Source organism: Methylobacterium sp. Leaf87 (assembly GCF_001422775.1).
Classification (GTDB): Bacteria; Pseudomonadota; Alphaproteobacteria; order Rhizobiales; family Beijerinckiaceae; genus Methylobacterium.
The window spans coordinates 163,233-177,375 of the sequence record NZ_LMMI01000001.1 but is presented as its reverse complement, the minus strand read 5'-3'; the positions used below and the strand labels follow the sequence as shown (position 1 = coordinate 177,375).

The window sequence follows — 14,143 nt, the reverse complement described above, 5'->3', positions numbered from 1 at the left end:
GGAGCTTTCATCTGTAAGGATGACCACCATGAGCCGACCCACCACGCGCCCCCGCGTGCCGAATTTCTCGTCCGGTCCCTGCACCAAGCGCCCCGGCTGGAGCCTCCAGGCCCTCGAAGGCGCCGCCCTCGGGCGCTCCCACCGCTCGGTGATCGGCAAGGCCAAGCTCAAGGAAGCCATCGACCTCACCCGCACCGTGCTGCAGGTGCCGGCCGATTACCGCATCGGCATCGTTCCGGCTTCCGACACCGGTGCCGTCGAGATGGCCATGTGGTCGATGCTGGGGACGCGCACCGTCGAGGTCGTGGCCTGGGAGGCGTTCGGCCTCGAATGGGTCACGGACGCCCTCAAGGAACTCAAGATTTCCCCGAAGGTCCATGTGGGGGATTACGGCATCCTGCCGGATCTGTCCGCCGTCGATACCCGGCACAACGACGTGATCTTCACCTGGAACGGCACCGCCGCCGGCGTCCGCGTGCCCGACGGCGACTGGATCGCGGCCGACCGCGAGGGCGTCACCATCTGCGACGCCACCTCGGCCGCCTTCGCCATGCCGCTCGCCTGGGACAAGCTCGATGTCGTGACCTTCTCCTGGCAGAAGGTCATGGGCGGCGAGGCCGCGCACGGCATGATCGTGCTCTCGCCCCGTGCCGTCGCGCGCATCGAGGGCAATACGCCGGCCTGGCCCGTGCCGAAGGTCTTCCGCATGGCCAAGGACGGCAAGCTCATCGAGGGCATCTTCAAGGGCGACACCATCAACACGCCCTCGATGCTGGCAGTGGAGGATTACCTCGACACGCTGAACTGGGCCAAGAGCATCGGCGGCCTCGAGGCGCTCTTCGCCCGTGCCGACGCCAACGCGAAGGTGGTCCACGACTGGGTCGCCCGCACCCCATGGATCGGCCATCTCGCCGCCGATGCCGCCACCTACACCAACACCGGCGTGTGCCTCGTGATCACCGATCCGGACGTGCTGGCGAAGGGTGAAAAGGCCGTCGAGGCCGTGGCCAAGGGGATCGCCGACACCCTCGACCGCGAGGGCATCGCCTACGACATCGGCGCCTATCGCGATGCCCCGGCGGGCCTGCGCATCTGGTGCGGTGGCACGGTGGAGGCCTCGGACCTCGAAGCGCTGATGCCGTGGCTCGACTGGGCGTTCGCCGCCGAGAAGGCGAAGCTCGCGCAGGCCGCGTAGGGCCGCCCCCCCTCTGCGGGGGAGGATGCCGGATTCGTACACCCGCACCGTCGCCGTTCTGAAGGCCCGAAGGGGTTCATGAAAGGCGCGACCGGCCCCCTCTCCTGGAAGGAGAGGGTTGGGGTGAGGTGTGCGAACCATCCGAAAAGGTCACATACCTCACCCTGTCCCTCTCCTGGAATGTGTGGGGGCCCGCGCTGCCCGCGATCCGTGTGAAAACGGTCATCCGCAGGAAAGGGGCGAGGTGCCCTGCGCCAAACCCCAAAATCCCTTTTCCTAGAACCCGGAGGCCATCATGGCTGCTCCCAAGGTGCTTATTTCCGACGCCCTCTCCGACGCGGCCGTGCAGATCTTCCGTGATCGCGGCATCGACGTCGATTTCATCCCCGACCTCGGCAAGGACAAGGACGCCTTCACGGCGATCATCGGCCATTACGACGGGCTCGCCATCCGCTCGGCCTCCAAGGTCACCAGCAAGGTCATCGCCGAGGCGGGTCGCCTCAAGGTGATCGGCCGGGCCGGCATCGGCGTCGACAATGTCGACGTGGCGGCGGCGACCGCCCGCGGCATCATCGTGATGAACACGCCCTTCGGCAATTCCATCACGACGGCCGAGCACGCCATCGCGCTGATGTTCGCCCTGGCCCGCCAGCTGCCCCAGGCCGACGCCTCGACCCAGGCCGGCAAGTGGGAGAAGAACCGCTTCATGGGCGTGGAGCTGACGGCCAAGACCCTGGGCATCATCGGCTGCGGCAACATCGGCGCCATCGTGGCCGACCGGGCCATCGGACTCAAGCTCAAGGTGGTGGCCTACGACCCCTACCTGTCGCCGGAGCGCGCCGTCGAGCTCGGCGTCGAGAAGGTCGAACTCGATGCCCTGCTGGCGCGGGCCGACATCATCACCCTGCACGTGCCGATGACGGACAAGACCCGCAACATCCTGTCGGCCGAGGCCATCGCCAAGACCAAGCGCGGGGTGCGGATCGTCAACTGCGCGCGCGGCGGCCTCGTCGACGAGGTCGCCCTGCGGGCCGCCCTCGATTCCGGTCATGTCGCTGGCGCGGCCCTCGACGTGTTCGTCACCGAACCCGCCAAGCAGAACCCGCTGTTCGGGCATCCGAACGTCATCTGCACGCCGCATCTCGGCGCCTCCACCAACGAGGCCCAGGAGAACGTCGCCCTGCAGGTGGCCGAGCAGATGTCCGACTACCTGCTCCAGGGCGCCATCACCAACGCCATCAACTTCCCCTCCATCTCCGCCGACGAGGCGCCACGCCTGAAGCCGTTCGTGGCCCTCGCCGAAAAGCTCGGCTCGTTCCTCGGGCAGCTCACGGAGGCGCCGATCAAGGGCATCCGCATCACCTACGAGGGGGCGGTGGCCTCCATGAACACCCGTGCGCTGACCTCCGCCGCCATCACGGGTGTGCTGCGGCCGTTCCTGCAGGACATCAACATGGTGTCGGCCCCGGCGCTCGCCCGGGAGAGGGGGATCGTCGTCGACGAGATCAAGCGCGAGGGTGCGGTCACGGATTTCGAATCGGTGATCCGCATCACTGTCGACGCCGAGGACATGCCGCGCGACGCGGCCGGGACCGTGTTCCACGACGGCAAGCCCCGGGTGATCGAGATCCGCTCCATCGCCATCGACGCGGCCTTCGCGCGCCACATGCTCTACGTGCGCAATCACGACAAGCCGGGCTTCATCGGGCGGCTGGGCAGCATCCTGGGCGAAGCGAACGTCAACGTGGCGACGTTCAACCTTGGCCGCGAGGAGGAAGGTGGCAGCGCCATCTGCTTGTGCGCCGTGGATGCGCCGGTGTCGGATGCGGTGCTGAAGCAGATCGACGCGATCCCGCAGGTGCGCCGGGTCCGGGCCGTGAGTTTCTGAAACGGGCTCGGTGGACGCGCGGCGCCCGGGGCCACCCGGGCGTCGTGCGATCCCCCTCCCAGCCCGGCCGTACGGATCGGTGAAGCGCGGGTTACCGTCCCTGCAAGGCGGGGCTTGATCACATCCGACGGTGGCGGGCGGCTGCCGGAAACGCAGGGTTCGCGAAGCCGCGGCTTCGGACGGGCGTCAACGGTCGGGCGTCGGAAGTCCGGGCAGGGCGGCCAAGGCGGGATCGGAGATCGCCATCACTTTGAACAGGCTGCCCATGCCGCGCCGGGTCGGATCTGTGAGACGCGAGACGGCTGCGGCGATCCGAACCGCCTGCTGCGGCGTTGCGCCGGCTCCCAGGCGCTCGGCACGCGCGCCGAGGCCAAGGGCCTGAAGGAAATCACGCTGGTCGACCGGTCCGTGCACCCGGGCGCCTTCGGCCGAGGCGGCCCGAGCCAGGGCGGAGAAATCCACGTGGGTGGTGAGGTCGGCTTCCCCCGGTGCCGCCAGGGGATCGACGAAGCGGTGCTGCGCCACCGCCTGGAGCGAATCGCCGAAGCCCGGCTGCGTATGGCCGTAATCAATGGACAGCAGGGCGCCCCGGTCGCGCACGAGGCGCCGGGCGAGGATGCGGACGGTGTCGAGGGCGGCGCCCGGCAGGGTGAGGATCACGCCGACAGGGGCTTGATGCACGATGCGCGGATCGGGCTCCGCGCCGAGCCCGAAGGCGAGGCGCTCCCCCTCGGGTGTCAGGCCGATGCAGCGCTCGAACCAGCCACGCTCCGTACGCTGGAACTGGCGCACCGGCAGGGCGTCGAAGAATTCGTTGGCCACCACCAGGGCGGGCCCCGGCGGCACGGTCTCCACCGTCTCGTGCCAGGTCGGCCGGACGGCGGCGAGACGTTCGGCCTGCGCCGCCCGCAACACCGGACTCGTCTCGACGAGGTGGAGGTGGGGGCGAAGATCCGGGGCGGCGCGGGCGAGGGCCCGGAGCGCGTCCTGCATCAGGGTGCCGCGCCCGGGGCCGAGTTCCACCAGTGCGAGGTCGGCGGGCGCGCCGAGGGCACCCCAGGTGGCGGCGATCCAGATGCCGACGAGTTCGCCGAACATCTGCGAGATTTCCGGCGCGGTGGTGAAATCCCCGGCCGCGCCGAGGGGATCGCGCGTGCGATAATAGCCATGGACCGGATGGCCGAGGCAGACGTCCATGTAGCGCGCCAGCGGCATCGGCCCCGTGGCGAGGATCTCGTCGCGCAGAATTGCGAAGAGCGGCGTCGTCACGTCGGATCGGTCCGGGCGGGATCGGGCCGCTTGGAAACGGATTCCCGCGGTGCGGTCACGCCACGGGCGGCGAGCAGAATGGTGGCGATGCCGACCAGCGCCATAGGCACGCAGAGCAGCATCCCCATGGTGATTCCGCCGGTGCGCCAGCCCTCGGTGCCGAAGAGGTAGCCGAGCTGCCGGTCGGGCTCGCGGAAGAATTCGCAGAACGTCCGGGCGAGGGCGTAGCCGAGGACGAAGATCCCGCTGAGAAGCCCCGGCCTGCGGAAGCCGAACACCCGTACCGCCACAGCCATCACCCCGAACAGCAGGGCGCCTTCCGTGGCCGCCTCGTAGAGCTGACTTGGGTGGCGGGGCAGGGGGCCGCCGGAGGGAAACACCACGGCATAATCGAAGTCCGGGGCGATACGGCCCCACAGCTCGCCGTTCACGAAATTCGCGATGCGGCCGAAGAACAGCCCGATGGGGACGGTGACGGCGGCGAGATCGAACAGGTTGAAGGGCGTGAGATTCCGCGAGCGCGCGAACAGACCCATGGCCAGCACCGCCCCGAGGAACCCGCCATGGAACGACATGCCGCCGTTGCGGATGGCGAGGATCTCCAGGGGGTCGTTCAGGTAGAGGGGCAGGTTGTAGAACAGCACGTAGCCGATGCGCCCGCCGAGTACGACGCCGAGCGCCACCCAGACGATGAGATCGTCGATGTCGTCGAGGCTCGGCCGCTTGCCGGCCCCCCAGAGCCGGTCGATGGCCACGAGCCGGCGGGCGTAGAACCAGCCGCCGAGCAGGCCCGCGATGTAGGATAGCGCGTACCACTTGATGGTGAGCGGCCCGATGGCCACCGCCACCGGATCGATGGCGGGAAACGGCAGGGCGAGGAGCGGTGGCATCGGCGGGCGTCCCGATCTGAGCGGCTCTCGCGGACCTCCCGCGGCCCCTCACGGGCCCGGATTGGGGCGGGTAGCCCCGAGGAGTTCCGCGAGGGACTCCGAAGCCGGGCATTGGACGCGTGGGGCCGGGCGCGTCAAGGCCGAGCCCTGCACGGGGCTGATGTGATGTGGGGCAGCCTCAGCCCTCCGCGATGAGCAGGATTCCGTGGGCGTCGGGTCCCGCGAGACCGATCACGCTGCCGTCGCGTGCGGCGTGAAGCGGAACGTGCGGCCAGTCGCACGCGAGCCGGTCGCGAAGCGCCGGCAGGTCGCGGAGGCCGAAGCGGAGCCGGGAGGTGAACCGGTCGCGGGCCGTGAAGGGCCGGCGGGCGGCGGTGGGAACGGGCGCGCGGTAATGCAGGAGTTCGACGTGCGGCACCGCCTCCGCGTCGGGCCGGAGCGCGATCACGTCGACCACGGGCTCGTCCAAGCCGTCGAGGGCGGCCTGCTCGTGCCCGCTGTTGCGGCTCAGTCCGTCGAGGTGCAGCCCGAGGGCGTCGCGGAAGAATGCGATGGCGGATTCCGCGTCCGCGACCGTGATGGCGGAATGATCGATGCCGCGAAACAGGCCGGGGGCTTCGGCCCAACGCCGGGCGCCTGCGCCCTCCGGAAAGGCCAGGAGTTCCAGGGGATGTCCATCGGGATCGCGGAACTTCCAGGCTGTGACGCCTCCGGAGGAGGGCGGCAGGCGTTGCGGACCGCCGCGCGAGATCGGCACGGGTGCGAAGGCGTCGAGGCGCGCGACGGCGCGGTTCATGTCCGCGACTACGATGGCGGCGTGCTGGAACCACGGATCGTTGGCCAGGGCACCGGTAGGGTAACGCTGACCGGGCGCATCGAAGGCCAGGAACTCGATGCTCTGGTCCCCAAGCCCCATACGCAACCGCCCTCCGCTGGCCTCGGGAAGCCCAAGCGCATCCAGTACCGCGCTCGGGATGCGTTCGACGGGGCCGAGGCGCCGGAAATCGAGCCCGTCGCGGTAGAACGCCTCCGTTCGGGCGAGATCCGCCACCGTGCGACTGAGGCCGAGGAGGCGGGCGACGCGGGGCCTCACAGCAGGCGCGCTCCGCGCTGGTTGAGGTAGATCGCCTGAAGGCGCTGGCCGGTGCAGAGGAAGAGGCGCGACCGTTCACGACCGCCGAAGGCGAGGTTGGCGACGGGGCCGGGCGTCAGGATCTTGCCGAGCAGCGCACCGGACGGGTCGATGCAGTGGACCCCGTCGCCGGCGCTCGACCATAGGTTCCCGTCCGTATCGCAACGGAACCCATCGGCGAAGCCGGGCTCGACCGTATGGAACACCCGCCCGCCCGACAGGCTGCCGCCTGCGCCGACCACGAACACCCGCAGGTGCCGCGTCGGCGCATCGGCGAATTGCAGGCCGCTCTCGGCGATGTAGAGCCGGGTCTCGTCGGGCGAGAAGCACAGGCCGTTCGGCCCTTCGAAATCGTCGGCCACGATGGTGAGGTCGCCGGTGCCCGGATCGAGGCGGTAGACCCGTGCCGGCAGTTCGGAGACCTGCTTGCCGCCCTCGTAATCCGTCTGGATGCCGTAGGGCGGATCGGTGAACCAGATCGTCCCGTCGGACCGGCAGACGATATCGTTGGGCGAATTCAGGCGCCGTCCCTCGTACCGGTCGGCCAGCATCGTGACGGTGCCGTCGAGTTCGGTCCGGGTGATGCAGCGCCCGCGGTGCGAGCAAGACAGCAGCCGCCCCTCGCGGTCGCGGGCATGCCCGTTCTCGAAGCCGCTCGGCGCGCGGAAGACGCTGAGGCCGCCGTGCTCGCTCCAGCGCATCACCCGGTCGTTGGGCAGATCGCTGAACAGGAGTTCGTTCCGGTCGCCGAACCAGACCGGGCCCTCGCACCAGCGAAACCCTTCCGCGAGGGTCTCCAACGGAGCGTTCGGCAGCACGAAGGCGCGAAAGCGCGGGTCGTGGATCTCGAAGCCGTCCATGGCGACCCCCTCAGGTGAAGCGGCCGGGCTGGTTCACCGTGGCGGACACGTCGAGGCCGACCACCATCATGGTGCAGGGTTCGTCGCCCACGGTGCCGGAGAGATGTCCCTTGCGGCCGTCATGCGCCACGGTGTTCTGATCTTCGCCGAACATGAGGTCGCCTGGCCCCATCTCGACCCGGTGCCCGTCCATGGTCTCGACGAACCAGCGCCCCGTCAGGACGGCGATCCACTGGGGCTTCGGGTTCTCGTGCCATTCGCCGACCCAGCCGACGGGGAGCACCGTGAAGGTGACGCCCGCCTTGGTTGGGTCCTGCTTGTCGTTCCATTGCGGCGCCACATCCGGGCCGACACCCTGGAACCGGAAGTTCGAGAGGGTGAACCGCTCCTGGCGGCTGATCCCCTCCGGGTCGGTGAAGACGTGCCAATAGGGCATGGTCGGCGTCGTTCCGGTCATGGCGGGTTTCCTGTCTCAGGGTCGGGCTGGTGCGGCCGGCATATGGATCTCCGCCGCTTGCGGGCCGCTCGAGAGGGGATGGTGCACGACCTGCGAGGCCGGGGCGTAGCCGCCGATCACCACGAGCAGCAGACCGCCGACGAGGCCGAAATTCTTGAAGAAGTCCCAGAAATGGGCGCGCCCTTCGCCGTCCCGCGACCAGAAGCCGGGGAACTCCCAGAAGCGGTGGAACAGCACGGCCGTCACGCCGCAGAAGCCGGCGAGTAGAAAGGCGCCGGCCCGGTCGTACCAGCCGATCACGATCATCACCGGCGTCATCGTCTCGACGAGGATGCCGAGCACGAGGAGCAGCGCCGGAAACGGCAGGGGGCCGGAGGCGGCCTGGGCCAACGCCTCGTCCCAGTGAACCACCTTGTCGTAAGCGCTCAGGGGAAACATGCAGACGAGGCAGATCTTGGCGAGCAGCGGCACCGCCACGAGATCGAGCCAGGTCATCGGCCGGTATCCGCTGCGTCGGACGCAGGGTTCACAGCGAACGCAGCGATCATCGGAGCCTCGTGCGGTGTTGCAGGGCAAGAGCGTGCCCCACCCGATTCCAACGCCACTCCGTCCGTACGGTTGCGCCCACGCGCGTCATTGTGTGCACCGCAGCGCGGAACGGGGCGGACGGGTTCACGTTGGCCGTCTCGAACGTCCGGCGGACCGTTCGGCACGGCTGCCCAGCCCAGGATCGACCCATGTCCCAGGATCGTTACGACGTCATCGTCATCGGCAGTGGTCCCGGCGGCGGCTCCCTCACGGCGGCCCTGGCGCCGACGGGAAAACGCATCCTCCTCCTCGAGCGCGGCGACTACCTGCCTCGCTCGCAGGCGAACTGGAGCGCCAAGACCGTGTTCGTGGACGGTGCCTATCAGGCCAAGGAAACGTGGTACGGCGGCGATGGGCGGGCCTTCAGTCCGGCACTGCACTACTACGTGGGCGGCAACTCGAAGGTGTACGGCGCGGCCCTCCTCAGGATGCGCGAGCGCGATTTCGAGGCCGTGCGCCACGTCGATGGTGTCTCACCGGCCTGGCCGCTCGGCTACGACGTGTTCGAGCCGTACTACACCCGGGCCGAGCGCCTGTTCGCCGTCCATGGCAACCGGGGCGAGGACCCGGGGGAGCCCTGGGCGAGCGCACCCTACGATCACCCCGCCGTCTCGCACGAGCCGCGCATCCAGCGGCTTTCGGACGACTGGGCTCGGCACGGCCTGCACCCGTTCCACCTACCGCTGGGCATCAAGCTCGACGAGCGGAACGGCCGGCCGACCCCGACGAGCACCTGCATCCGCTGCGACGCTTTCGACGGGTTCCCCTGCCTTCTCAACGGCAAGGCCGACGCTCAGGTGATGACCGTCGATCCGACGCTGGCCGCGTACCCGAACGTCACCCTCCTCACCAACGCCTACGTGTCGCGTCTCGAAACCGATGCGTCGGGCCGCCGGGTGACCTCCGTCCACGTCACCCGAAGCGGTGAAGAGGAGCGCTACAGCGCCGACATCGTCGTGGTGGCGTGCGGGGCCCTGTCGTCGGCCCTGCTGTTCCTGCGCTCGCATTCCGACGCGCATCCGAACGGTCTCGCCAACGGATCGGATCAGGTCGGGCGCAACTACATGCGCCACAACATGTCGGTGCTGATGGCACTGTCGAAGGAGCCCAACGACACGGTCTTCCAGAAAACGCTGGCGGTGTCGGACTACTACTTCGAATCGAAGGCCTGGGAGTATCCGATGGGTCTGATCCAGATGTGCGCCAAGACGCATCCCGATCAGATCCGCGGCGAGGAATTCCCGAAATGGACGGGCTTCCTGCCCGAGGCGCCCTTCGCCATGGTGGCGCGCCATTCCATGGACTTCTGGCTCCAGAGCGAGGACCTGCCGCACCCCGACAACCGGGTGAGCCTCGGAGCGGACGGTCGGGTGATCCTCGACGTGACGGAGACCAACCGCGAAGCCCACGACCGCCTGCGCGACACCCTGGAGGGCCTGCTCCAACCGGCCGGTGCCTACACCTACCTGTTCGAGCGCTCGCTCTACCTCGGCAAGAACATTCCCCTGAGCGGCACCGCCCATCAGGCCGGGACCCTGCGCTTCGGCACCGATCCCCAAACCTCGGTGCTGAACCTCGATTGCCGGGCGCACGAGGTCGACAATCTCTACGTCACCGATGCGAGCTTCTTCCCGTCCATCGGCGCGGTGAACCCGACCCTCACCATCGTGGCGAACGCGCTCCGGGTGGCGGCGCACCTTGAGGAGCGTCTGGGCTGAAAGCGGAAGCGCCCGGGGCGAACCCCAGGCGCTTCTCCGCGTCGTAAGCCGGTCCGGGCGCTCAGGCGGCCCGGACGGTGGCGAGGAATCCGTCCACTTCGGCCCGCAGGCTCTCGGACTGGCGCGATAGATCGGCGGAGGCGCGCTGGACCTGTGCGGCGGAGGCGCCCGCTTCCTCGGCGGAGGTCGCCACCGCGGCGATGTCCTGCGTCATCGCCCCCGTGCCGGCCGAGGCCTGCCCCATGTTGCGGACGATCTCCTGGGTGGTCACGCCCTGTTCCTCGACGGCCGCCGCGATGCTGCCCGTGACCTGGCTCATCCCCTCGATGCGTCCGACGATGCCCTGGATCGCGCCGGCGGCCTCCCCGGTGGCAGCCTGGATCGCCTCCACCTGCTGGCCGATCTCCGTGGTGGCGCGCGCGGTCTGCTCCGCCAGATTCTTGACCTCCGCGGCGACCACGGCGAAGCCGCGGCCGGCCTCGCCGGCGCGTGCCGCCTCGATGGTGGCGTTCAGGGCCAGCAGGTTGGTCTGCCCGGCGATCTGGGAGACCATCCCGACGACGTCGCCGATGCGCGCGGCGGCCGTCGAGAGCCGGCGCATGGTGTCGGCGGTGCGGCCCGCCTCGTCCACGGCCTTGCGCGACATGTCGGCGGCCTGCTCGACCTGGCGGCCGATCTCGCCAACGGTCGCACCGAGCTCCTCCGCCGCCGTCGCGACGGCGTTGACGTTCCCGGCCGTCTCGTTGGCGGTCGCCGCGACGGTGACGGAGCGCTGCGCGGTTCCGGCCACGGCGGTGATCATGCTGTCCGACGCGGCATTGAGGCCGGAAGCCGCCTGCGACACCGTCTCGACGATCCGTCCCACGGAGCGCTCGAAGCCGTCGGCGAGCTCGGCGAGCAGCGCGCGGCGATCGGTCTCCTCCCGCATCCGCGCGGCGGCGGTGGTCTCGAGCTGGCGGGCGGCGTCCTCCAGGGAGATGTCGCGGATGGTGACGACGGCCCGGGCGATGCCGCCGATCTCGTCGGCGCGTCCGCTGCCCGGCACGTCGGCCAGGGTTTCGCGGCGGGCGAGGGCGTCGAGGGCACGGGTGAGGGCGCCGAGGGGACGGACGATGCCCCGGGCGAACAGGAGACCGAGGAGGGCGGTGAGTACCAGGACGCCGAGGGCGGTCAGCGCGAGGGCGCGGGTGAGGGTGCCGACGGCGCCGAGGATCTCGGTGTCGGATTGCGCCGCGACCAGGGTCCAGGGGGCGCCCATCACCGAAACCCGTGCCGTTGCCGCCATCCGGTCACCATCGGCGGTGGCATAGGTGAAGGGACGGTCGGTGTTGAGGAGCGCTGGGCTCAGGCCGAGACCGGCCGCTTCCATTCCAGCCGATATCTTGCCAGCCGATATCTTGCCAGCCGAGACCTTGCCGGCCGATCCGGCGCCCGCTTGGGCGATACCCAGGGGCGGGTTGCTGCGCAGGCGGCCGTCGGTGCCGACCGCCACGACCTCTCCGGTGTCGCCGAGACCGCCGCGGTCGGACAGGGTCCGGTCGAACAGGGCAGGCGTGACGCGCATCACCACGAAGCCCATCCGGGTCGCCGCCTGGCCCGTGCCCATGGCGACGTTGGCCCGGCGCGTGATGGATTGCCCGAGGAACGCCGACGGTTCGGCTTCGGCCGGATAGGCGGCGAAATCCTCGTAGAGCGTCGCCGTCGCATCCGCGCCCTTCAGGCGTTCGATCAGGCGGGCGAGCCCGGTCTTGGCAAGGTCGGCTTCGGACAGGGCATGGGCGAAGTCGGCACCCTTCGTGGTGGTGTAGACGATGCGCCCGTCCTCCGAGATGAAGATCAGGTCGGCGTAGCCGCGCCGCTCGATGAGCTTGCGCGCCACCTCCTGCACCTTGGCGTGCCGGCGCGCGTACATCGTGCCCGCCGCTTCGGCATTCAGGCGATCCTCGAGCTTGGTCGGGGACGTGTAGGCCTGCACGACGGCGGCGAACTCGGCCTTCGCCGGATCGAGGGCCTCGACGAGATCCGTGAAGTTGCCGCCGACCTGCGGATTGGCCGCCGTGGTGGCGAGATCGCCGGCCGCGCGCTCGGCGACGAGTTCGATCCCGATCTTGCGCGCCGTCGCGGCGAGCTGGAGCCGGTCCTGCGCCCCTTCCATGAGGCCGGAGCGAGCGAAGTACCAGCTCAGCCCGCCCATCGCCGTGGCGCTGACGAGGGCGAGCCCGACCGTGATGGCCGGCAGGCGGATCTTGAGGCTGGAATAGGCGGACATTCGGGGGGCACCGGGGCGAGAACGCCTCGGTTTACCGAGCAATTTCTAAGGAAGACTTATCCCCGTCCTATGCCGGCAGCTAAAATCTATTGAGTTCGAATCATAACTCGATCACATCTGCCCTGCGAGATAAAATGCTTCCCACTACTGATCTGCGATAGAATTTCGTCGGTGTCCGACGTGGGACCGTACCCCGATGGCTCGATAGCCTGAACGCCTCCGCGAACCGGACGAGGCATCTGCCCGCTCATGTGTTGTCGTCGAGGAACATCCGGTAGGCGGGGTTATCGGTCTCGTCGATGCATGGATAGCCTAGGGCCGCGATGGCCGCGTCGAAGCGAGCCCGTTCGGTCGGCGGCACATCGATCCCGGCGAGTACTCGGCCGTAATCGGCACCGTGGTTGCGGTAGTGGAACAGGGTGATGGCGAAGCCCTCGCCGAGACCGTCGAGAAACTTCATCAGGGCGCCCGGGCGCTCGGGGAACTGGAAGCGATAGAGCCGCTCGTCGGAAAGTCCGGTCGCCCGGCCGCCGACCATGTAGCGGATATGGACCTTGGCCATCTCGTTGTCGCTCATATCGAGGGCTCGGTAGCCGGCCGCCGAGAGCTCCGCGATGAGCGCGCGCTTCTCGACCGCGCCGCCAGGCAAGTTGATGCCGACGAAGATCTGCGCCTCGCTGCCGCGCGCATAGCGATAATTGAACTCCGTGATGGCGCGCGGACCGAGGGTTCCGATGAAGGCGCGGTAAGCGCCCTGCCGCTCGGGAATCGTCACGCCGAGCAAGACTTCGCGCTGTTCGCCGATCTCGGCGCGCTCGGCGATGTGGCGCAGGCGGTCGAAGTTGAGATTGGCACCGCTTGAGATCGCCACCAGGGTGCCGGTCCCGGCGCCCTCGCGCGCCGCGTAGGCCTTGGCCCCGGCCAGTGCGAGCGCGCCCGAGGGTTCGGAGATCGCACGGGTGTCGTCGAAGATGTCCTTCACCGCCGCGCACATGGCATCGGTGTCGACGGTGATGACGCCGTCGAGGTGTTCGCGGCAGAGGCGGAACGTTTCCTCGCCGGCCTGGCGCACGGCGACGCCGTCGGCGAATAGGCCGACGGTTGGCAGCATCACGCGTTCGTTCGCCGCGAGCGCCGCCGCCATGCAGGCGGCGTCGTCCGGCTCGACGCCGATCACCTTGGTCTCGGGCCGCAGGTATTTCACGAAGGTGGCGATTCCGGCGGCCAATCCACCGCCCCCGATGGGGACGAAGATCGCCTCGATGGGCCCGGAATGCTGGGTCAGGATCTCCATGCCGATGGTGCCCTGGCCGGCGATCACGTCGGGATCGTCGAACGGGTGCAGGAAGGTCAGGCCTTGCGCCACCTCCAGTTCACGGGCGTGGCCGAGGGCTTCGTCGAAGGCGTCGCCGAACAGGATCACTTCGGCGCCGCGCGCCCGGCAGGCATCGACCTTGATGGCCGGCGTGGTGCGCGGCATCACGATGACGGCCCGCACGTTCAGCCGCGCGGCGGCGAGCGCCACACCCTGCGCGTGGTTGCCGGCGGACGCGCAGACGACGCCGCGCGCCAGCACCTCGGCCGAGAGGCCCGACATCTTGTTGTAGGCTCCGCGCAGCTTGAACGAGAACACCGGCTGCAGGTCCTCGCGTTTGAGGAGGACCGGGCGCCCGAGGCGCGCGGACATGCGCGGCATCGGGTCGAGGGGGCTCTCGACGGCGACGTCGTAGACGCGGGCGGTGAGTATCTTTCGGATGTAGTCGGTCAAGGAGACGGGTGTCCGATTCGGGTGGGCGACGGTTCGGTTACCCGCACATAGGTCCGGCGCACGAAAGACGCGAGGCCGCTTCGCCGATCGGACGCCGGCCACCGTGCGG

General features: G+C 69.2%; 11 protein-coding genes. 3 read left to right on the top strand and 8 right to left on the bottom strand.

Annotated features, from left to right (window positions below):
• The first annotated feature begins 28 nt into the window (after positions 1-28).
• Both ASF22_RS00810 and serA read left to right on the top strand, forming a co-directional pair.
• Positions 29-1,195 (top strand): phosphoserine transaminase, encoded by a 1,167-nt coding sequence (locus tag ASF22_RS00810; RefSeq protein WP_082483454.1) that lies wholly within the window; start codon positions 29-31, stop codon positions 1,193-1,195.
• A gap of 295 nt (positions 1,196-1,490) precedes the next feature.
• The gene (serA, locus tag ASF22_RS00805) at positions 1,491-3,083 is read left to right on the top strand and encodes a phosphoglycerate dehydrogenase (RefSeq protein ID WP_056260635.1); all 1,593 of its coding nucleotides are present in this window, start codon (positions 1,491-1,493) and stop codon (positions 3,081-3,083) included.
• 186 nt (positions 3,084-3,269) lie between these two features.
• Here serA and ASF22_RS00800 read toward each other — a convergent pair whose 3' ends face one another.
• From ASF22_RS00800 to ASF22_RS00775, 6 genes are all read right to left on the bottom strand, one after another.
• On the bottom strand, positions 3,270-4,298 hold the full coding sequence (locus ASF22_RS00800; RefSeq protein WP_056260903.1) for an SAM-dependent methyltransferase: 1,029 nt from the start codon (positions 4,296-4,298) through the stop codon (positions 3,270-3,272).
• 50 nt (positions 4,299-4,348) lie between these two features.
• The gene (gene lgt / locus ASF22_RS00795; RefSeq protein WP_056260633.1) at positions 4,349-5,242 is read right to left on the bottom strand and encodes a prolipoprotein diacylglyceryl transferase; all 894 of its coding nucleotides are present in this window, start codon (positions 5,240-5,242) and stop codon (positions 4,349-4,351) included.
• Positions 5,243-5,420: 178 nt separating this feature from the next.
• The gene (locus ASF22_RS00790) at positions 5,421-6,335 is read right to left on the bottom strand and encodes a VOC family protein (protein ID WP_056260631.1); all 915 of its coding nucleotides are present in this window, start codon (positions 6,333-6,335) and stop codon (positions 5,421-5,423) included.
• Complete coding sequence (locus ASF22_RS00785; RefSeq protein ID WP_056260629.1) at positions 6,332-7,234, bottom strand: SMP-30/gluconolactonase/LRE family protein; 903 nt, start codon at positions 7,232-7,234, stop codon at positions 6,332-6,334. Before ASF22_RS00785 ends, ASF22_RS00790 begins: the two co-directional genes overlap by 4 nt.
• Positions 7,235-7,244: 10 nt before the next feature.
• A complete protein-coding gene (locus ASF22_RS00780; protein ID WP_056260628.1) occupies positions 7,245-7,691 on the bottom strand; it encodes a cupin domain-containing protein in 447 nt (148 codons plus the stop codon).
• 15 nt (positions 7,692-7,706) lie between these two features.
• On the bottom strand, positions 7,707-8,186 hold the full coding sequence (locus ASF22_RS00775) for a DoxX family protein (protein WP_056260625.1): 480 nt from the start codon (positions 8,184-8,186) through the stop codon (positions 7,707-7,709).
• 242 nt (positions 8,187-8,428) lie between these two features.
• Between ASF22_RS00775 and ASF22_RS00770 the strand changes: the two genes are divergently transcribed.
• Positions 8,429-9,997 (top strand): GMC family oxidoreductase, encoded by a 1,569-nt coding sequence (locus ASF22_RS00770; RefSeq protein ID WP_056260622.1) that lies wholly within the window; start codon positions 8,429-8,431, stop codon positions 9,995-9,997.
• A 61-nt stretch (positions 9,998-10,058) separates the two neighbouring features.
• Here ASF22_RS00770 and ASF22_RS00765 read toward each other — a convergent pair whose 3' ends face one another.
• Both ASF22_RS00765 and ilvA read right to left on the bottom strand, forming a co-directional pair.
• Positions 10,059-12,266, bottom strand: a complete 2,208-nt coding sequence (locus ASF22_RS00765; protein ID WP_056260620.1) for a methyl-accepting chemotaxis protein — start codon at positions 12,264-12,266, stop codon at positions 10,059-10,061.
• Between the two features lie 247 nt (positions 12,267-12,513).
• Positions 12,514-14,034, bottom strand: coding sequence for a threonine ammonia-lyase, biosynthetic (ilvA, locus tag ASF22_RS00760; protein ID WP_056260618.1), 1,521 nt, complete (start codon positions 14,032-14,034; stop codon positions 12,514-12,516).
• Positions 14,035-14,143: the final 109 nt, after the last annotated feature.